Source organism: Massilia aerilata (assembly GCF_042656905.1).
Classification (GTDB): domain Bacteria; phylum Pseudomonadota; class Gammaproteobacteria; order Burkholderiales; family Burkholderiaceae_D; genus Telluria; species Telluria aerilata.
In genome coordinates, this window is the sequence record NZ_JBHSMZ010000001.1 from 767,567 (window position 1) to 787,381 (window position 19,815).

Consider the following 19,815-nt stretch of genomic DNA (forward strand, 5'->3'; position numbering starts at 1 on the left):
TTAGTTATTTGGCGCGCCCGCCCATCAGCCTCTGCACGACGCAGAAGACGAACAGCAGTGCGCCGATCACGATTTTGGTCCACCACGAACTGAGCGTACCGTCGAAGGCGATCAGGGTCTGGATCGCGCCCAGCACCAGCACGCCCGACAGCGCCCCGGCGATATAGCCGTAGCCGCCGGTCAGCAGGGTCCCGCCGATCACCACCGCGGCAATCGCATCCAGCTCGATGCCCTGCCCGTGCAGGCCGTAGCCGGACAACATGTAGAAGGCAAACAGCAGGCCGCCCAGCGCGGCGCAGAAGCCGCTCAGCGCATACACTGCCACCTTGGTACGGCCGACGTTCAATCCCATCATCGCAGCCGACTGCTCGTTGCCGCCGACCGCATACACGGCCCGGCCGAAGGCGGTGAAATGGGCCAGCCACACCGCCAGCAGCAGCACCACCAGCGCGACGATGGCGCCCGGCGACAGGAAGCCGCCGAGGACCGGAATCTGGGTCTGGGACAGCGCCACGAAGAAGGGCTGGTCGATGGTGATCGACTCGATGCTGATCAGGTAGCACAGCCCGCGCGCCAGGAACATGCCAGCCAGGGTCACGATGAAGGGCTGCAGTTTGAACAGGTGGATCACCAGGCCCTGCGCGGCGCCGAAACAGGCGCCCATCAGCAGCACGGCGCCGATCACCAGCGCCGGGTGCCAGTGCGCGGTCTGCAGCAGCCAGGCCGCCACCATGGTCGACAGGGCCAGCACCGAGCCCACCGACAGGTCGATCCCGCCCAGCAGGATCACGAAGCCCATGCCGATCGCCAGCACCAGCAGGAAAGCGTTATCGATCAGCAGGTTGAAGATCACCTGCAGCGACAGGAAGCCGGGATAGGCGGCCCCGCCGATGCCCAGCATGGCCGCCAGCAGGACGACCGTCACCATAGCCGTGAACCAGGGCGCGGCGGAGAGTCCCCGTGCGCTGCTTGCCAGGCTGCTCATGCGGACCTCCTCGATTGCGAAATACAGACGACGAACACGACGACCGCCTTGACGACCATGTTCACCTCGGGCGGCACACCCATCGAATAGATCGTGTAGGTGAGCGTCTGGATGATCAGCGCGCCGATCATGCTGCCCACCAGGCTGAATTTGCCCCCTAGCAGCGAGGTGCCGCCCAGCGTGACGGCCAGGATCGCGTCCAGCTCCAGCAGCAGGCCGGCGTTGTTGGCGTCCGCGCTCTTGATGTTGGAGGTGATCAGCATGCCCGCCAGGCCGGCGCAGGCGCTGCAGAACACGTAGACGAAGACGATCAGCGTGGCGGTACGCAGGCCGGCCAGGCGCGCCGCCACCGGATTGATGCCGACCGCCTGGATGAATAGGCCCAGCGCGGTCTTCTTCATCAGCAGCATGGTCACCGCGAACACCGCGGCCACCACGAACAGCGAGAACGGCAGTCCGAACAGGTAGCCGCTGCCCAGGAAGAAGAAAGGCTGGTAGTAGACCGTGACGATCTGGCCGTCGGTCAGCAGCTGGGCCAGGCCGCGCCCCGCCACCATCAGGATCAGCGTGGCGACGATGGGCTGCAGCTTGATGCCCGCCACCAGCACGCCGTTCCACAGCCCGCACAGCAGCGCCACGCCGAGGCCCGCCGCCAGCGCCATGCCCATCGGCGCATGGGCCGTGGCGCCGCCGATCAGCATCGCGGCGACGGTGCCGGACAGCGCGACCACCGCGCCCACCGAGATGTCGATGCCGCGCGTGGCGATCACCAGGGTCATGCCCAGCGCCGCCAGCATCAGCGGGGCAGCGCGGTTGAGGATATCGACCAGGGCGCCGTACAGGTGGCCATCCTTGAGTTCGATGCGGAAGAAGCCGGGCACCAGGATCGCGTCCAGCACCAGGAGCACCAGCAGCGCGGCGGCGGGACGCAGCAGAGGATGCTGCAGCAGGACGGTGCGAACCGAGGCGGCGGGGCTTGCCGCCGGCTTGGCGATACCGGGATCGACGCGCGCGTTCATGCACCCTCCCCTGCGGTCTCGCCCGCGATCGCCCGCAGCACGGAAGTTTCGTCGAGCTCCCCGCGCCGGTATTCGCCGCAGGCCTTGCGGTCGCGCATGACAACCATGCGGTCGGACACGCGCAGCACTTCCGGCAGCTCGGACGAGATGAACAGGATCGACATGCCCTTGCGGCACAACTTGCTGACGTAATCCATGATCTCCTGCTTGGCGCGCACGTCGATGCCGCGCGTCGGTTCGTCGAGAATCATCAGCTTCGGCTCCGTGGCCAGCCAGCGCGCCAGCAGCACCTTCTGCTGGTTGCCGCCGGAGAGCGAGCCGATGGGGGTCTCGATGCTGGCGGTCTTGATGCCCAGCCAGCCCACGTAATCGTTGGCCAGCTGCTGCTGGCGCTTGAGGGGAATCGCGCGCCAGAGCCCAACGCGCGCCTGCAGCGCGAGAATCAGGTTTTCACGCACCGACAGCGGCAGAATGGCGCCCTCGTGCTTGCGGTCTTCCGAACAGAAGCCGATGCCCTGCGCGATGGCGTCGCGCGGCGTGGACAGGCCGACCTGCCTGCCCTCGACCGCGATGCTGCCGCCGTCGGCCCTGTCGGCGCCGAACAGCAGGCGCGCGGTTTCGGTGCGGCCGGAGCCCAGCAGGCCGGCAAGGCCCAGCAGCTCGCCGCGGTGCAGCTCGAGATCGACCGGCGCCAGCACGCCCTTGCGCGCGATGCCGCGGGCGCGCAGGAAGACATCGCCGCGTTGCGCCTGCCGGCCGGCGGCCGCTTGAGCGCCTGCGTCTTCGGCATCCTCCGCCGCGCCGATCATCTTGTTCACCAGCGCCAGCCGCGACAAGTCGGCGCAGAAGTATTCGCCTTCGCGCTCGCCATTGCGCATCACGGTGATGCGGTCCGAGATCGCATAGGTCTGGTCGAGGAAGTGGGTGACGAACAGGATCGCCATCCCCTCCTCGCGCAGGCGGCGCAGGACGCCGAACAGGGTCTGGACTTCGGCCTCGTCGAGGCTGGAGGTCGGCTCGTCGAGGATCAGCACGCGGGCGTCCGTGTTGAGCGCGCGCGCGATCGCCACCATCTGCTGGATCGCCAGCGGATACTCGCCCAGCGGCTTGCCGACGTCGACGCCGATCTGCAGGCGCCGCAGTAGCTCGGCGGCCTGGCGGCGCATCGCGCGCCAGTCGACCATGCCGAAGCGGCGCGGATAACGTCCGATGAAGATGTTTTCCGCCACCGACAGGTTCGGACACAGATTCACTTCCTGGTACACCGTGCTGATACCCAGGTCCTGCGCGTCCTGCGTGGAGCGCGGGCGGATCGCCCGGCCGTTCAGGACCATGCTGCCGCCGTCGGGCCGGTAGACGCCGGTGAGGACCTTGATCAGCGTGGATTTACCGGCGCCGTTCTGGCCCATCAGCGTGTGGACTTCGCCCGGGAACAGGCGCAGGCCGGCCTCGTTCAGCGCCTTCACCCCGGGGAACTGCTTGTGGATGCCGGTGAGTTCGAGCACCGGCTGTTGAGCGTCGACCATGGCCGGCTCAGTATTTCCGGTTCGGGAATTCCTTGGCCGCGGCTTCGGCCGGGAACACGCCCTCGTCGACCGTGATGCGCTTGGGGACCGGCTTGCCGGCGACCACGCTCTGTGCGGTCTGCACCAGGGTCGGCCCGAGCAGCGGATTGCACTCGACGGTCACGTTGAGCTTCCCCTGCATCATGGCCTCGAAGGCGCCGCGCACCCCGTCGATCGAGACGATCACGATGTCCTTGCCGGGCTTGAGCCCCGCTTCCTCGATCGCCTGGATCGCGCCGATGGCCATGTCGTCGTTATGCGCAAACAGCACGTTGATGTTCTTGCCTTCGGACTTCAGGAAGGCTTCCATCACCTCCTTGCCCTTGGCGCGGGTGAAGTCGCCGGTCTGCGAGCGGATGATCTTCAGCTTCGGATTGCCGGCAATGACCTCGGCAAAACCGGTCTTGCGGTCGGTGGCGGGCGCCGAGCCGACCGTGCCCTGCAGCTCGACGATGTTGAGCGCCTTGTTCGGGTTCTTCTTCGCATAGTCCAGCAGCCAGCGCCCGGCGCGGCGGCCTTCCTCGACGAAGTCGGAGCCGATGAAGCTGACGTACAGCGAGGGATCGCTGACCTTGACCGAGCGGTCGGTCAGGATCACCGGGATCTTTGCATTCTTCGCTTCGCGCAGCACGGTCTCCCAGCCGGTTTCGACCACCGGCGAGAACGCGATCACGTCCACGCGCTGGGCGATGAAGGAGCGAATCGCCTTGACCTGGTTCTGTTGCTGCTGCTGGGCGTCGGCGAATTTCAGGTTGACGCCGGCCTGCTTGGCGGCGGCCTTGATCGAGGCTGTGTTCGCGGTGCGCCATTCGCTTTCGGCGCCGACCTGGGAGAAGCCGATGGTCAGGGGCTTGGCGGCTTGGGCTGGGATGATCACGGCGGCGCATGCGGCGGCGGCGACCGCGGCCAGGATGGTCCTGCGGATTGGGAGGGGCATCACTTGTCTCCGGTATTGTTGTGTCTCAATACTAAGGTATGGAGTGATGCTGATCCAATCAATTTTTCGTCACTAATGATAGCGATTTTGGTATCAGCGCAACAGTCGCAGGCCGTACAAGCCACCGGCGACCGAATCCTTTTTCGCGACGAAGCGGACCTCCAGCTTGCCGCTTGCGCTCTGCATGAGCGACGCCGGCAACGCATAGTCGCGGGTATAGAATTCGTCCGCCACGTCGGTCGGCAGCGCGATTTCCGCCAGCAGCGCGCCATTCACCAGGATATCGAACCTGCGCCCGCCATCCACCCGCGCAAACGTCAGCCGCAGCACCCTCGCCTCCTGCTTCGGATCGTTCAAGCGATAACTGAACCAGCCGGTCGCATGCCGCCAATGCCGCCCTCCGTTCACCCCGACCTCCGCCCCCTCGCCCTTGAAGAAGTGATCCGACTCCGGCTGCTGTTCCCCCGGCGCCACCTGGTCGATGGTCTGCGCATCCAGCGCCAGCCGTTCGGCTTCCTTGGCCGCATTCTCCGCCCGCATGCGCGCAAAATCGCCCGGCGTCGACTGCTGCCAGTACACCACGTAGCGCGAATCGTGCAGCCGGAAGAAGGGAATGAACTCGGTCGATGACCCCGCCCCGCCCTGCACCAGTCCCGGCGCCGTGAATGTCAGCGGCTTGCCCTTCACCGGCCTGAACCGCCGCATGAAATCCTTCCGATCGGAGACGAAAGTCGGCGCCGACTCCAGGGGACAGACCTGGCCCGAAGCGATATGCCCCATGCGCGAGTCGTCGGCCAGGAAGTTCAGGCGCTCGGCCGGGAAGGGATTGGTCTTCGCCGCCAGCACGATCGGGCCATGCAGCACGGCGTAGTAGTTCGACTTGTCCGGCATCTGCTCGAGGCGCGTCGTCATCGGCAGGTTGACATCGACGCGGTCGCCCCTGCGCCAGGCGCGGTCGATCGCGACGTATTCGCCAGGTTTGGCGACGATCTTCACCAGGCGGCCATTCACGCGCACGGCCAGCTTGCCGGCAGCCACCCAGGCCGGATAGCGGATTTTCATCGTGAAGCGCGCGTCGCCCTCGACGGTGATGCGGGTGCCCGCCTGGTCCGGGAAGCGGTTGGTCTGCGTCAGCTGCACGCCCTTCTCGCGCCACTGCAGCGTCGAAGGAATGAACAGGTTCACGAACAGCGCGTCGCCATCGTGGGCATAAATGAACTCGCCGTACTTGGCATGGCTCTCGATGCCCGAGCCGACGCAGCACCACATCGCCTGGTCCACCTGCGAATACACGCGGTACTGGTTCGGGCGCATCGGCGTGAAGTAGACGAAGCCGCCCGTGCCCGGACGCTGGGACCCGAGGATGTGGTTGTACAGCGCCCGTTCGTAGTAGTCCGCATACTGCGACTTTTCGCTCGACACGAACAGCATCTCGCTCAGCTTCAGCATGTTGTAGGTGTTGCAGGTCTCCGGCCCTTCGACCTCGTTGATCATTGGGCTGAAGTCTTTGTCGTCGTGGAAGTGCTCCTTGACGCTGTTGCCGCCAATGGCGACCGTGCGGTGCTCGACCACGGTCTGCCAGAAAAATTCGGCGGCGCGTTCCATGTCCCTGTTACCGGACAGGTCGGCGATGCGCTTGAAGCCGATCACCTTCGGGATCTGGGTGTTGGCGTGCAGGCCGGTGAGCCTGTCCTCGCCTTTCTCCAGCGGCTGCAACAGGGCCTGGTGCGAGAACTTCAGCGCCAGGTCCAGGTATTTCCGCTCTCCCGTCATCTGGTAGACGTCGGCCAGCACCTCGTTCATGCCGCCGTGCTCGCTCTTCAGCATGGACTGCATCTGCTCGTCGCTGAGATGGCCGGTCAGGCGCAGCGCCCAGTCGGACAGCGCGATCAGCATCGTGCGCGCATCCTCGCTGCCGCCGTAACGGTACGCATCGCGCAGGCCGGCGTAGATCTTGTGCAGGTTGTACCAGGGGACCCACTTGCCGTTGACCGAGAAGTTGTCGGCGTGGAGCTCGCCGGCGGCGACGTCGCGCCAGGCCGCACGCCCGCCGGGGATGCCGCCGAGATAGCCGTCGCCGTTTGCCTGCTGCGCGCGTTTCAGCTCCGCGACGAAGTAGTCCAGGCGTTCCTTGACGCCGGCGTCGCCGGTCGACGCAACCATCAGTGCGAGTGCGGACAGGTAATGGCCGCCCATGTGGCCGTCCAGGCCCGTCGACTCCCAGTTGCCGTAGCTGGGCTTCTTCGGTTCCATACCCGCTTCGCGCAGAAAGGGCGCGAGCAGGCGGTCCGGCTCCATCGCCATCAGGTAGTGCAGGTCCGTGGCCTGCGCGTCGAGGAAGGGACTGGGGCCCAGGCGCACGTCGCGCAGCGGGAACAGCTCGGCGGCGTTCGCGGACGCAGAGCCGAATGCCAGGAGTAACTGCGGCAGCAGCGCTGCGATCCGTTTCAGTGTCATGGAAGTTGTCTGCTCACATAGCGGTTCAGGTCCGCGGGATCGACGACGGGCCAGCCATCCTTGTCCCACTTCATTTCCAGCACCTTCAGCTTCTGCTTGTACTTGTCCGCCGTCTCGTAGGCGTGCAGCACCAGCCAGTCCTTCCCGGCTAAGGTATAGGCACTGTTGTGGCCCAGCGCTTTCCAGTCCTTGTCGCCTTCGATGAGCAGCGAGCCGCCGCCCAGCGCCATGTCCTTGCCCTGGCGGTCGAGGTAGGGGCCGGTGATGTCCCTGGCACGCCCGACCACGACCTTGTAGGTGCTCTTCGGTCCCTGGCAGCACAGACCCCAGGACGCGAACAGGTAGTACCAGCCGTTCTTCCTGAAGATGAAGGGTCCTTCGATCTGGGCCGCGCCTGGCTCCTCGTCCGGCGTGAAGGCGGGGCGTTCGCGGCGGGCGATGGTGTGCCATTCCTGAGGTTCGGCCAGCTTGGTCCAGCTGGAGTCCAGCTTGACCAGCTTGATGCCGGTCCAGAAGGAGCCGAAGGACATCCAGCCGTTGCCCTTCTCGTCTTCGGCGACGTTGGAGTCGATCGCGTTCCACAGGTCGCGGCCCGGCACCGATTGCAGGATCATGCCCTGGTCTTCCCAGCGGTAGTTGGGCGCGCGCGGGTCGAGCGTGGCGTTGCTGGTCACGCCGATGCCCGAGGTGTTCTTGCCGAAGCCGGACACCGAGTAGTACAGCAGGTAGCGGCCGTTGTGGTACTGGATGTCCGGCGCCCAGATGTGGTCGTTGAAGGTGGGGGCGGCTTTCTTTGCCCACGTCGGCTGGCCGGGGAAGATGCGGCCTTCCGGCTTCCAGTTCTGCATGTCGGCCGAGCTGTAGAAGGTGATGCCGGGGCCGGTGCTGAAGAGGTAGTATTTGCTGCCCTCTTTTGCCATGACCGGATCGTGGATGCTGACCTGGGCGGCGTTTGCCGTGCCGCACAGCGCGAACGCAGCAATGCAGACGGCGCGTATCGCCGCGTGGGCACGGGGTGCCCACCCTACGGACGTCTCCATGAATCAGCCTTCCACCGCAAAGACCATCACCGCCTTGGCCGGCACCTTCAAGGTCAGCTTGCCGCCGGCGGCTTGCGCGCTGAACGGCGCCGGCTTGATGGCCTGCGGCCTGTCGAAGGTGTTGTGGGCGTCCATGGCCTCCGCGCTCAGGACCTGGCCGGCGACCTTGCCGATGGCCTGGCCCGGTACATCGAGGGTCACGTCGGTCGCCTCATGCGGATTGGTGTTGACGAGCGCGACATACAGCTTGCCATCCCTGGCGCGGGCTGCCGAGGCGCTGATGCCGGGCACGCCCTTGCCGTTCGCGCCGTAGGTCGTGTTGTTGGCCAGGGTGAGCGGCAGCGAGGTCGCGTCCTGGAAGGGCACGTACATCTTGTAGGCGTAGTAGGTCGGCGTCAGCAGCATCTTGTCCTTGTCGGTGATGATCATCGCCTGCAGCACGTTGACCATCTGCGCGATGTTCGTCATGCGGACGCGGTCCGCGTGCGCATGGAAGATGTTGAAGTTGAGCGCGGCGACCACCGCGTCGCGCAGGGTGTTACGCTGGAACAGGAAGCCCGGATTGGTGCCCTGCTCGACGTCGTACCAGGTGCCCCATTCGTCGACGTAGAAGCCGATCTTCTTCTGTGGGTCGTTCTTGTCGAGGATCGCGACGTTGCGCTTGATGTGCTCGTCGATGCGCAGGGTGTTCGACATGGTCGAGAACCATTCGCTTTCCGGGAAGCCGGTGGCGGCGCCCTTCTTCTCCCATTTGTCGGTGGGCAGCGTGTAGTAGTGGAAGCTGATGCCGTCGGTGCCATGGGCGGCTTCGCGGCTCAGCGTTTCGGTCCAGCTGCTGTCGTTGTCGTTGCCGCCGCTCGCGATGAATTTCGGGAGCACGTTCGGCGGCGCCTTCAGGAAGGTCTTGTAGTGCTTGTACAGGCTGGCGTAGTACTCCGGCTTCATGTTGCCGCCGCAGCCCCAGGCTTCGTTACCGATCGCGAAATAGGCGACCTTGAAGGGCTGCGGATGGCCGTTCTTCGCGCGCAGCTCGGCCAGGCTGGACTTGCCTTCCGAGGTCATGTACTCGACCCACTCGGCCATTTCCTGCGGCGTGCCGGTGCCCAGGTTGCCGTTGACGTAGGCGTCCGCGCCCAGCAGCTCGACCAGATCGAAGAATTCGTGGGTGCCGACCGCATTGTTCTCGGGGACGCCGCCCCAGTTGGTGTTCACCTTCACCGGGCGCTTGCCGCGCGGGCCGATGCCGTCCTTCCAATGGTACTCGTCGGCGAAGCAGCCGCCCGGCCAGCGCAGCAGCGGCACGTGCAAATCCTTCAGCGCGCCGACCACGTCCTTGCGCCAGCCCTTTGTATTCGGGATCTTCGATTCCGGGCCGACCCACAGGCCCTCGTAGATGCCGGTGCCCAGGTGCTCGGCAAACTGGCCGTAGACGTTCTTGTTGATCACGGCGCCGGGCCGGGACGTGTCGACGGTCAGGCTCACCTGCGCGAAAGCCGGCAGCGCAGTGAGAATGCAAAGCGGGATGCCGAGGGCGAGGATCGAAGGTTTGAAGCAGGGCATGCGGGTCTCCATTCTTATTGATTGATTATTTGAATACGGCGACGAAACCGCCGTGCGCCTTGATCGTGAGCTGCTGCCGGCCGCCGCCGAACGCGGCCTGCATGAATTCGCGTTCGCCGGCGCCGTCCGTGATGAGCTGCCCTTCCCTGCCGGCCAGGAAGCCGAGGTCGAGGTCGAGCTTCAGGTCGGTATCGTCGGCGTTGATGCCGGCCAGGTACCAGGCCTCCCCGCTCTTCCTGGCGATGACGGCGTGGCGGCCCGGATAGCCGGCCACGAACCTGACCTCGTCCCAGCTGCGCGGCAGCGTCTGCAGGAAGCTTTTCACATAGGCGGGCACGCCGGCCATGCCTTCCGGCGTCTCGGCAAAGTGCTGGATCCCGGACAGGAACAGCACCGATTCCGCCAGCTCGAAGCCGTTGCGGGTGGCGCGGTGGATCTTCGGGATGTCGCCGAACACCATCGGCGTGAAATCCATCGGGTCGAACAGGTTGCGCGCGAAAGGCAGCATGGCGGCATGCCGCACCACGGCGTCCTGGTCTTCCTGGGTGAAGGTCGTGTATTCGAGGCCGCGCACCGCTTCGGCGCTCATCAGGTTCGGATACGTACGCGCCCAGCCGCGCGGCAGGGTCGCGCCATGGAAGTTGACCAGCAGGCCGGCGTCCGCGGCGTCCTGCAGGATCGCCGTGTAATAGGCGATCATCGACTGGCCGTCGCCGGCAAAGAAGTCGATCTTCACGCCCTTTACGCCCATCTTCGCCAGGCGATCGAATTCCGCGGCGCGCTGGGCGTGGGTCAGCAGCTTGCCCTTCGGGGAGTATTCCGTCTTGTTCCAGGCGCCGGACGAGTTGTACCAGGCCAGCAGGCCGATACCCTTCGACGCCGCATAGGCCGCCAGCTCGCGCATCTTGTCATAACCGATCTTGCGGTCCCAGTCGGCGTCGACCAGGGTGTAGTCCCAGCGCATGTCGGCGGCGTAGTCGATGAAGGTCTTCTGCACCTCGAAGACGGTGGCGTCGTCCTTCAGAAGCGCCCAGCTCCAGGAGGCGTGGCCGGGGACGACTTTCGCCTTGTCGAAGGCGATGGCCGGCGCGGCGAGGTCGGTGCCGAGCGTCGATTCGCTCACGGCCGCCAGGCTGCCCAGCGCGATCACGCGCCAGGGCGAGGTCAGCTGGCCGCTGCTTTCCGCCAGCAGGGCGCCGCCGGTGAAGACCTCGGGCGCCATCGGCGTGCCGAGACGGTATTCGCCGCCGGTGGAATCGGCTAGCAGGCGCGAAGCGTGCCAGCTGCCGTCCATGTTCGCTTCGGTCAGCGCGACCCAGGTGTCGCCGGTCTTGAACAGCGCCGGAAAAACCCAGCCGGCGGCGGTCGGCGCCCTGGTTCCGACCGCGATCTCGCGCTGGTAATGTTCTTCGTAGGACGGATTGGTGTTCATCCAGCCGGTCTGGGCGACCGACATCGGCTGCAGCCAGGCCTTCGCCGCCTTGTCGAAGCGGTAGCTGGTGGCTTCGCTGAGGAAGCGCAGGCGGCCCGGCGCACGCACCAGGTAGCGCAACGCCACGCCGTCGTTCGAGACCCGGAAGGCGACATCCATCGCCTGCCCTTTCGCGTTGCGGACCGTGTAGACCTGTTCGTTCGCGCGGTAGCTGATGCGGCGCTTCTTGCCGGTGGCGAGTTCGTAGTCTTCGGCGATGGGCTTGACGGCCGAGCTGGCGGTCAGCTTCAGTTTGTTCGCCAGGTCGGCGCCGGCGAGCTGCAGGCCCAGGCGCGACGGCAGGATGACGGGCTGGCCGTCGCGCTGGATGGCGTATTCCAGCGTTTTCTGTGGAGTGATGCGAAGTTCGACGCTGATGTGGCGGTCGGGGCTCTGGAGGGGAGCTGCAAATGCGGAATGGACCGCAAGGGCAAGGACAGCTGGGATTTGTTTGATCATGAGCGGCGATCTGGCTGAAATGACGGTCTTGAGGCATCAGGTTGGAAACCGATAAAGCCCTCTCAAGTCCACCCCGCATCCACCACGAAATCCTGCGCCGTACACATCCTGCTGTCGTCCGCCGCCAGGAACAGCACCATGGCCGCGATATCTTCGGACATCAGCTTGCCCGGCAGGCACTGCGCGCGGCGGATTTCGGCTTCGCCGTTCTCGTCCAGCCACAGCTCGATCTGGCGCTGGGTCATCACCCAGCCCGGCGTCACGGTGTTCACGCGGATGTTGAACGGCCCGAGGTCGCGCGCCAGGCAGCGGGTCAGGCCGGTCACCGCGGCCTTGGTGGCGGCGTAGATCGGGTAGCCCGGGTTCTTGGCGTGGTAGGACATCGAACTGAAGTTGATCACCGAGCCGCCGCCGCGCCGCTTCATGCCCTCCAGCGCCGCCTGCACCGTGAAAAACATCGGGCGCTGGTTGATGGCGATGCGCTCGTCGTAGTAGCCGACGCTGACGTCGCCGATCTGGTGGCGCTGGTCGTTGGCGGCGTTGTTGACGATGACGTCGAAGTCGCCCAGCAAGTCCGCCAGCTCGGCCATGGTCTGCTGCAGCGCAGGGATATCGGTGATGTCGCAGTAGCGGAACACCGGTGCCGTCCGGCCAGGCTGCAGCGCCGCGGACAGGCGCGCCACCAGGGCTTCACTCGGGTCGCGCACGATGTCGACGAAGGCCACCGCCGCGCCCTGCTCCACGAAGGCGGCCACGATCGCCTCGCCGATCCCGCTGCCGCCGCCCGTCACGAATACCCGCTTGCCCTCGAGGCTGCCGTACTTTGCCGACTTGCTCATACCTTCTCCATGCCTTTACCGATCGCCCCGTCGATACGGCGCCAGATCTCACGCGGATTATCGTCCCGCAGCACGGCCGGCAGCAAGGATTGCGGCAGGTTCTGGTAGCACACCGGGCGCAGGAAGCGGTAGATGGCGGCGGTGCCGACCGAAGTGCTGCGGCCGTCGGCGGTCGCCGGGAAGGGGCCGCCGTGGACCATCGCATGCGCCACTTCGACGCCGGTGCCGAAACCGTTGACAAGGATGCGGCCGGCCTTGCGCTCCAGCGTCGGCAGGAGTGTGCGCGCCGCCTCGACGTCGTCGGTGCCGTCGACCATGTGCAGGGCCGCGGTCAGCTGGCCTTCCAGGCGCTCGGCCACGGCACGCATGTCGCCGGCGTCCTTGCAGACGACCAGCAGCGAAGCCGGGCCGAAGATCTCGTCATGCAGTTCCCGGCGCGCCAGGAAGTCGCTGCTGGAGACGCGGAACAGCGCCGCATGTCCCTGGTGCTCTTCGTGTTCCAGGCGCAGCAGGGTCGTCACCGCGTCATGGCCGTGCAGCGCGTCGACGCCGCTGCGGAAGCTCGCTGCGATGCCGGCCGAGAGCATGGTGGCCGGCTGGGTGTTGCCCAGTGCCGCGGTGGCGCCGGCGCAGAACGCGTCCAGGCCTTCGCCTTCGATTGCCAGCACCAGGCCGGGGTTGGTGCAGAATTGCCCCACACCCAGCACCAGCGAAGCCGCGAATTCCTTGCCGATCCGCTCGCCGTCCGCTTTCAGTGCGTTCGGCAGCAGGAAGACCGGGTTAATGCTGCTCATTTCGGCATACACCGGGATCGGCTGCGGACGGTTGGCCGCGGTCGACATCAGCGAGGTGCCGCCGGCGCGCGAGCCGGTAAAGCCGACCGCCTGGATGGCCGGATGCGCGACCAGCGCCTGGCCGATGTCGCGGCCGGTGCCGGTCAGCAGCGCGAACACCCCGGCCGGCAGGCCGCATTGCGCGACCGCCTTGACGACGGCGCGCGCCACCAGCTCCGAGGTGCCGGGATGGGCCGAGTGGGCCTTCAGCACTACCGGGCAGCCGGCTGCGAAGGCGGACGCCGTGTCGCCGCCGGCCACGGAAAAGGCCAGCGGGAAGTTCGAGGCCGCGAACACGGCCACCGGACCGACGCCGATCAGGCGGCTGCGCAGGTCCGGGCGCGGCGGGGTGCGCGCCGGCAGGGCCGGGTCGATGCGCGGGTCCTGCCAGGAACCTTCGCGCAGCAGAGACCCGAACAAGCGCAGCTGATTGCAGGTGCGCCCGCGTTCGCCCTCGATGCGGGCGCGCGGCAGGCCGGTCTCGAGCATCGCGCGCTCGACCAGCTCGTCGCCGATGGCCATGATCTGCTCGGCCACGGCGTCGAGGAAGTCCGCACGCTGCTGGTCGGTGGTGTTGCGGAAGCTGTCGAAGGCGGCGCCCGCCAGGCTGCAGGCGCGGTCGATCTGCGCCAGGTCGACCATGTGGAAGGACGGCTCCAGGTGCTGGCGCTGGGACGGGTTCCAGGCTTTGAAGGAACCGCCGGCGCCCTGTTCCGCGCGGCCGCCGATGAGTGCTTCGCCAGTCAGGCTGCTCATAATGCTTTCACTTTCTTGTAGGTGTCGGGAGTCACGGCAAGCGTGTTGCGCAGGGCCGGGCCGAATTGCGGCGATGCGATCTCGAAAGTCTCGCCGGCCGCGACCTGCACGTTGTCGGCGAAGCTCAGCGTGGCGGTGCCGAAGAAGTGGATGTGGACGTCGCCCGGGCGCGTGAACAGCCCGTACTTGAAATGGTGGTACTCCAGGTTGGCGATGGTGTGCGACATGTTCTGTTCGCCGGAGACGAAGGCTTTCTGCCAGCGCACCTGGCCGTCCGTGCCTAGAATGCGCGACACGCCCGAGACATGGGCCGGCAGCTCGCCGACCAGCAGCGCCGGGCCGACGCCGCAGTTGCGCAGCTTCGAGTGCGCCAGGTACAGGTAGTTCTGGCGTTCGGTCACATGGTCGGAGAATTCATTCCCCAGCGCGAAGCCGAGGCGCCAGGGCTGTCCGTCCTCGCCGATCACATACAGGCCGGCGATCTCCGGTTCTTCGCCGCCGTCCAGCGCGAAGTCCGGCATCTCGATGGCCTGGCCGCTGGCGCGCACGATGGAGCCGTCGCCTTTATAGAACCATTCCGGCTGCACGCCCGGGGTATCGCCCTGCGGCTTGCCGCCTTCGACGCCCATGCGGAACATCTTCATGCTGTCCGACAGGGCTTCGACGTCGCCGCCGATCTTCTTGTGCATGGCGTCGCGGGTGTCGGCGCTGCCCAGGTGCGTGAGGCCGGTGCCGGTCACATAGCAGTGCGCGGCATCCGGGTGGTCGAGCGGCGCCAGCAGGCGGCCTTCGGCGAGGATGGCTTCCAAGGCGTCGGCATCGCCGCCGGCGGAGGCGTCCGCCAGCGCCGCCAGGCTGTGGCCACGGGCGATGGCTGCCCTGGCCAGCTCCAGGGTCGAGGTGAAGCCCTGGATCGGGGTGACGGAGTCGCCGGTCAGGATGCCGACGCGGCGTGCGCCGGCAGCGGTGGTGTATTGAATCAGCAGCATGTGGATGTCCCCATCGTTTTATGTTGCAGCATGTGGGCACAGGGTGCCCACCCTACTTTAATGCGAATGTTTTGGCACCGCGGAACCGCGGCAGCCGACCAGGAAGTCGAAGTCGCAACCCTCGTCCGCCTGCAGCACGTGGTCGAGATAGAGACCCTGATAGCCGGTGCGCGGCGGCGCCTTCTGGGTTTCGGCGCGCTCCGCCAGGCGGGCCTTGATCTCTTCGTCCGGCACGTCCAGGTGCAAGCGGCCATTGGCGCAATCGAGCTCGATGAAGTCGCCGTCCTTGACGATGCCCAGCGGACCGCCGGCCATCGCTTCCGGCGCCACGTGCAGCACCACGGTGCCGTAGGCGGTGCCGCTCATGCGGGCGTCCGAGATGCGCACCATGTCGGTGATGCCGCGCGCCAGCAGTTTGGGCGGCAGGCCCATGTTGCCGACTTCCGCCATGCCCGGATAACCCTTCGGGCCGCAGTTCTTCATCAGCAGGATCGAGTTCTCGTCCACGTCCAGGTCGGGGTCAACGATGCGCTGTTTGTAATGGTCGAAATCCTCGAACACGACGGCGCGGCCGCGGTGCTGCATCAGGTGCGGCGATGCGGCCGAGGGCTTGAGCACGGCGCCGCGCGGCGCCAGGTTGCCGCGCAGGATGCAGATGCCGCCGTCCTCGATCAGCGGCGTGTCGAGCTTGCGGATCACCTCGTCGTTGTAGATCGGCGCGTCGACGCAGTTCTCCCACAGCGACTTGCCGTTGACGGTGAGCGCGTCCGGGTGCGGCAGCAGCTTGCCCTCGCCCAGGCGGCGGATCGCGCCCGGCAGGCCGCCGGCGTAATAGAACTCTTCCATCAGGTAGCGGCCCGAAGGCAGCAGGTCGACGATGGTCGGGGTGCCCTTGCCGATCGCGGTCCAGTCTTCCAGCTCGAGCGGGACGCCGACGCGGCCGGCGATGGCCTTCAGGTGGATCACGGCGTTGGTCGAACCGCCGATCGCGGCGTTCACGCGGATCGCGTTCTCGAAGTTCTCGCGCGTCAGGATCTTCGACAGCTTCAAGTCTTCGTTGACCATCTCGACGATACGGATGCCGGACATGTGGGCCAGCACGTAGCGGCGCGCGTCCACCGCCGGAATCGCGGCGTTGTGCGGTAGCGAGGTGCCGAGGGCTTCGGCCATGCAGGCCATGGTCGACGCGGTGCCCATGGTATTGCAGGTGCCGGCCGAGCGCGAGTGGCCGGCTTCGGCGGCGAGGAAGTCGTGCATCGTGATCTGGCCGCCCTTGGCCTGCTCGTGCAGCTGCCAGACGGCGGTGCCGGAGCCGATGTCCTTGCCGTTCAGCTTACCGTTCAACATCGGGCCGCCGGTGACGACGATGGTCGGGAGGTCGACGCTGGCCGCGCCCATCAGCAGCGCCGGGGTGGTCTTGTCGCAGCCGACCAGCAGCACCACGGCGTCCATCGGGTTGCCGCGGATGGATTCTTCGACGTCCATGCTGGCCAGGTTACGGGTCAGCATGGCGGTCGGGCGCAGGTTCGATTCGCCATTCGAGAAGACCGGGAATTCGACCGGGAAGCCGCCGGCTTCCAGGATGCCGCGCTTGACGTGTTCCGCCAGCTTGCGGAAATGGGCATTGCAGGGGGTGAGCTCGGACCAGGTGTTGCAGATGCCGATGATCGGCTTGCCCTGGAATTCGTGGTCGGGGATACCCTGGTTCTTCATCCAGCTCCGGTACATGAAGCCGTTCTTGTCCTGGGTACCGAACCACGCCGCGGAACGCAGCGTGGGCTTCTTTTTCGTATCGGACATCTGGTCTCTCCTCCGTCGTTTTGTTCGTGCTCAGCGATGGAAGAAAGTCTAAGGTGCTGCCAGATAACTTTCCAATCAATTTTAAGCGCTTATCGATATCATTTCAGATATCGATATCGCTCAGCCGAAGCGCTGTTCCGGCAGGCCGCGCAGGTCCAGCGCATGCGCGAACACGCCGCCCGACGCGGGCGCCGCCGCCAGCGCCTCGGCCGGCATGTTCTGGGTGGCGGAACTTACATAGAGCACGTCCAGGCGGGGTCCGCCGAAGGCCAGGCAGGTCGGCTGCGGCGCCTGCAGCGGCAGCACGCGGTCGACGCGGCCGTCGGGTGCGAAGCGCACCACCTGGCCTCCGCCCCAGCGCGCGTTCCACAGATAGCCCTCGGCGTCGATGGTGGAACCGTCCGGATCGCCCGGCGCGGCATCGGCAGGGGCGAACACGCGCAGCCTGGCGACGCCGCCGGCATCGCCGGGGTCGTAGTCGCAGCAGCGGATCTCGCCCGTGCCCGAATCGCAGTAATACATGGTGCGGCCATCGAGGCTGAAGCAGATGCTGTTGGCGATGGCGACGCCGCCCAGCGGCAGGCGCTCCAGCGAGAGGTCGCGGTTCAGGCGGTAGAAGCCGCCGATCGGGTGCTTCGGATCGTTCGCCTGGTTGAAGGCGCCGAACACGTAGCGGCCCTGGCGGTCCACGCGGCCGTCGTTCAGGCGGGTGGTGGGAAGGTGCGCCTCGACCTCGCAGATGCGTGTCAGCTCGCCGGTGCGCAGGTCGAAGAAGGCCAGGCCGGAGGCCAGCGCCAGCAGCAGGCGGCCGTCATCCTCCGTCAGCGCCATCGAACACAGGCGCTCGGGCAGCGGCCAGCGTTCCAGTGCGCCGCCGGCCGGATCGTGCGACCACAGCTCGCTGCTTTCGATGTCGGTCCACAGCAGCCGCCCCGTGCGCTCGTTCCAGATGATCCCCTCGCCCAGCACATGCCGGCCGTCCACCGCCAATTTCATCATCGTTCCTGTGTATCCACTAAAAATTTGAAGCGCGACTCGGTCGCGTAGATCTCGCCCGGCCGCAGGATCGTCTCCGGATAGGCGGGCTGGTTGGGCGAGTCCGGCAAGTGCTGCGGTTCGATGCAGAAGCCGCTGCGGAAGGCGTAGGGGCGGCCGCCCTTCCCCGTCAGCGAGCCGTCGAGGAAGTTCCCGCTGTAGAACTGCACGCCCGGTTCCTGCGTGATCAGCTCCAGCACGCGCCCGCTCTCAGGCTCGCGCACCCGCACCGCGCGGCGCTGTCCGCCTTCCTCGGCGGCGCCTGCGTTCAGCACCCAGCAGTGATCATAACCGCCGCCGTGGCGCAGCTGCTTGTCCGGCTGTCCGATGCGCTCGCCGATCGGACGCGGCTGGCGGAAGTCGAACGGGGTGCCGGTGACGGGCACCAGGGGCCCCAGCGGAATCGCGCCGGCATCGATGGGCACGAAGCGGTCGGCATCGATGCGCATCTCGTGCTGCAGGATGTCGCCCTCTTCCTGGCCGGCGCCGCGCAGGTTGAAATAGCTGTGCTGGGTCAGGTTGACCGGGGTCGGCCGGTCCGTGACGGCGTGGAAGCGCATCACGATCTCGTTGTCGTCGCTCAGGCTGTAGCTGACGGTGGCATCCAGCTTGCCTGGGTAGCCCTGCTCGCCGTCCGGGCTGCGGTAGCGCAGGACCAGCGCGTCGCCTTCGATGGCGGCCCTCCACAGCACCTTATCGAAACCGGGGGCGCCGCCGTGCAGGTGATGCTCGCCGTCGTTCACGGCCAGCTGGTAAGCCTTGCCGTCGATGGCGAAGCGGCCCTTGGCGATGCGGTTGCCGTAGCGGCCGATCAGGGCGCCGAAGTATGGGCTGTCCCGCAGATAGGGCTCGAGCGTGTCGAAGCCGAGCACGACGTCCGCGAACCGGCCGTCGCGGTCGGGCGCCTGGATTTCGCGGATGATCCCGCCGAAGTCGAGGATCTTCACGACCATGCCGCGGCTGTTCGCGAGCGTGAATTCGCTGACCTGGGCGCCGTCCGGCAGCCTGCCGAATGGCGCCTGTGTGATGGAAGTGTGCACGTCGGGTCCGGCTTCAGGCGATGGATGGACGGCCGAACACCGGCATGCCTGCTTCGTCCCAGCGCAGGCGTTTGACGAAGGTGTGGCGGTCGGGATTCCACAGCGGATCGCCGACGATCTCGGTATAGGTGCGCGCGTGGTAGACCAGCATGACGGTGTCGCCGTCCTCGGCATAGGTAAAACTGTTGTGGCCCGGGCCGTAGATGCCGTGCTCGTAGCAGGTCTGGAACACCGGCTCCCTGGCCTTGGTCCAGGATGCTGGATCGAGCAGGTCGGCGTCCTCGTTCGCGTAAAGCAGGCCCATGGCGTAGTTCTCGTCGGTGGCGCTGGCCGAGTAGGAGATGAAGATCCTGCCGTTCCGGCGCAATACGGAGGGGCCTTCGTTGACCCGGAAGCCGCGGATCTCCCAGTCGAACTCCGGCTTCGACAGCAGCACCGGCCGGCCCTCGATCTGCCACGGCGTCTTCATTTTCGCGATGTAGAGGTTCGAATTGCCCTCGATCGCCTGGTCCTTCTGCGCCCACAGGTAGTACAGCTCGCCCTTGTGCGTGAAGGTGGTGGCGTCGAGGCAGAAGCTGTCGATGCCGGTGTCGACCTGGCCCATGAACTCCCACTCGCCTTCGAGCGGATTCGGATTTGTATTGCGGATCGCGTACATGCGATGCTGGAACAGCTTGTCCTTGATCTCGCGGCTCGGCGCGGCGGCGAAGTAGACGTACCAGGCGCCCATGTTGAAGTGCAGCTCGGGCGCCCAGATCAATTCGCTGTACGGGCCCGTGTCCGGCTTGGTCCAGGCGTCGACCGTCGGCGCCGTGGCCAGGCCTTCGATGCTGGTGGCGCGGCGCAGCTCGATACGGTCGTATTGCGGGACCGAGGCGGTGAAGTAGTAATAGCCGTCCGTGTGCTTGTAGATGTAGGGGTCGGCGCGTTGTTCGATCAGGGGAGTAATCAAGGTTTCGGTCATTATTGTAGGGTGGGCACCCCGTGCCCACCAATGTATGCGGTTAATTAGCGTTCGGTGGGCACGGGG

15 protein-coding genes are annotated in these 19,815 nt (G+C 66.3%); all 15 read right to left on the reverse strand.

What is annotated here, in order from left to right:
• Window positions 1-4: 4 nt before the first annotated feature.
• The gene (gene yjfF / locus ACFPO9_RS03450) at window positions 5-985 is read right to left on the reverse strand and encodes a galactofuranose ABC transporter, permease protein YjfF (RefSeq protein ID WP_379767093.1); all 981 of its coding nucleotides are present in this window, start codon (window positions 983-985) and stop codon (window positions 5-7) included.
• The gene (locus ACFPO9_RS03455; RefSeq protein ID WP_379767096.1) at window positions 982-2,004 is read right to left on the reverse strand and encodes an ABC transporter permease; all 1,023 of its coding nucleotides are present in this window, start codon (window positions 2,002-2,004) and stop codon (window positions 982-984) included. Before ACFPO9_RS03455 ends, yjfF begins: the two co-directional genes overlap by 4 nt.
• On the reverse strand, window positions 2,001-3,530 hold the full coding sequence (locus tag ACFPO9_RS03460) for a sugar ABC transporter ATP-binding protein (protein ID WP_379767099.1): 1,530 nt from the start codon (window positions 3,528-3,530) through the stop codon (window positions 2,001-2,003). Before ACFPO9_RS03460 ends, ACFPO9_RS03455 begins: the two co-directional genes overlap by 4 nt.
• A gap of 7 nt (window positions 3,531-3,537) precedes the next feature.
• Window positions 3,538-4,506 carry an ABC transporter substrate-binding protein gene (locus tag ACFPO9_RS03465; protein WP_379767102.1) on the reverse strand — a complete coding sequence of 323 codons (969 nt, stop codon included), beginning with the start codon at window positions 4,504-4,506 and terminating at the stop codon, window positions 3,538-3,540.
• A gap of 93 nt (window positions 4,507-4,599) precedes the next feature.
• Window positions 4,600-6,963, reverse strand: coding sequence for a beta-L-arabinofuranosidase domain-containing protein (locus tag ACFPO9_RS03470; protein WP_379767105.1), 2,364 nt, complete (start codon window positions 6,961-6,963; stop codon window positions 4,600-4,602).
• Entirely contained in the window at window positions 6,960-8,003 is a 1,044-nt protein-coding gene (locus ACFPO9_RS03475) for an arabinan endo-1,5-alpha-L-arabinosidase (RefSeq protein WP_379767108.1), read from the reverse strand. Before ACFPO9_RS03475 ends, ACFPO9_RS03470 begins: the two co-directional genes overlap by 4 nt.
• Window positions 8,004-8,006: 3 nt before the next feature.
• A complete protein-coding gene (locus tag ACFPO9_RS03480) occupies window positions 8,007-9,563 on the reverse strand; it encodes an alpha-N-arabinofuranosidase (protein WP_379767110.1) in 1,557 nt (518 codons plus the stop codon).
• 25 nt (window positions 9,564-9,588) lie between these two features.
• Window positions 9,589-11,493, reverse strand: a complete 1,905-nt coding sequence (locus ACFPO9_RS03485) for a glycoside hydrolase family 97 protein (protein WP_379767112.1) — start codon at window positions 11,491-11,493, stop codon at window positions 9,589-9,591.
• 62 nt (window positions 11,494-11,555) lie between these two features.
• Window positions 11,556-12,332, reverse strand: coding sequence for an SDR family NAD(P)-dependent oxidoreductase (locus ACFPO9_RS03490; protein ID WP_379767115.1), 777 nt, complete (start codon window positions 12,330-12,332; stop codon window positions 11,556-11,558).
• A complete protein-coding gene (locus tag ACFPO9_RS03495) occupies window positions 12,329-13,921 on the reverse strand; it encodes an aldehyde dehydrogenase (NADP(+)) (protein ID WP_379767118.1) in 1,593 nt (530 codons plus the stop codon). Before ACFPO9_RS03495 ends, ACFPO9_RS03490 begins: the two co-directional genes overlap by 4 nt.
• Window positions 13,918-14,910 carry an AraD1 family protein gene (araD1, locus tag ACFPO9_RS03500; RefSeq protein ID WP_379767121.1) on the reverse strand — a complete coding sequence of 331 codons (993 nt, stop codon included), beginning with the start codon at window positions 14,908-14,910 and terminating at the stop codon, window positions 13,918-13,920. The genes ACFPO9_RS03495 and araD1 overlap by 4 nt, the downstream gene beginning before the upstream one ends.
• A gap of 57 nt (window positions 14,911-14,967) precedes the next feature.
• Entirely contained in the window at window positions 14,968-16,710 is a 1,743-nt protein-coding gene (locus tag ACFPO9_RS03505; protein ID WP_379767124.1) for an IlvD/Edd family dehydratase, read from the reverse strand.
• Between the two features lie 120 nt (window positions 16,711-16,830).
• Window positions 16,831-17,709 carry an SMP-30/gluconolactonase/LRE family protein gene (locus ACFPO9_RS03510; protein ID WP_379767127.1) on the reverse strand — a complete coding sequence of 293 codons (879 nt, stop codon included), beginning with the start codon at window positions 17,707-17,709 and terminating at the stop codon, window positions 16,831-16,833.
• Entirely contained in the window at window positions 17,706-18,785 is a 1,080-nt protein-coding gene (locus ACFPO9_RS03515) for an aldose epimerase family protein (protein ID WP_379767130.1), read from the reverse strand. Before ACFPO9_RS03515 ends, ACFPO9_RS03510 begins: the two co-directional genes overlap by 4 nt.
• Before the next feature lie 13 nt (window positions 18,786-18,798).
• Window positions 18,799-19,749, reverse strand: a complete 951-nt coding sequence (locus tag ACFPO9_RS03520; RefSeq protein ID WP_379767133.1) for a glycoside hydrolase family 43 protein — start codon at window positions 19,747-19,749, stop codon at window positions 18,799-18,801.
• Window positions 19,750-19,815: the final 66 nt, after the last annotated feature.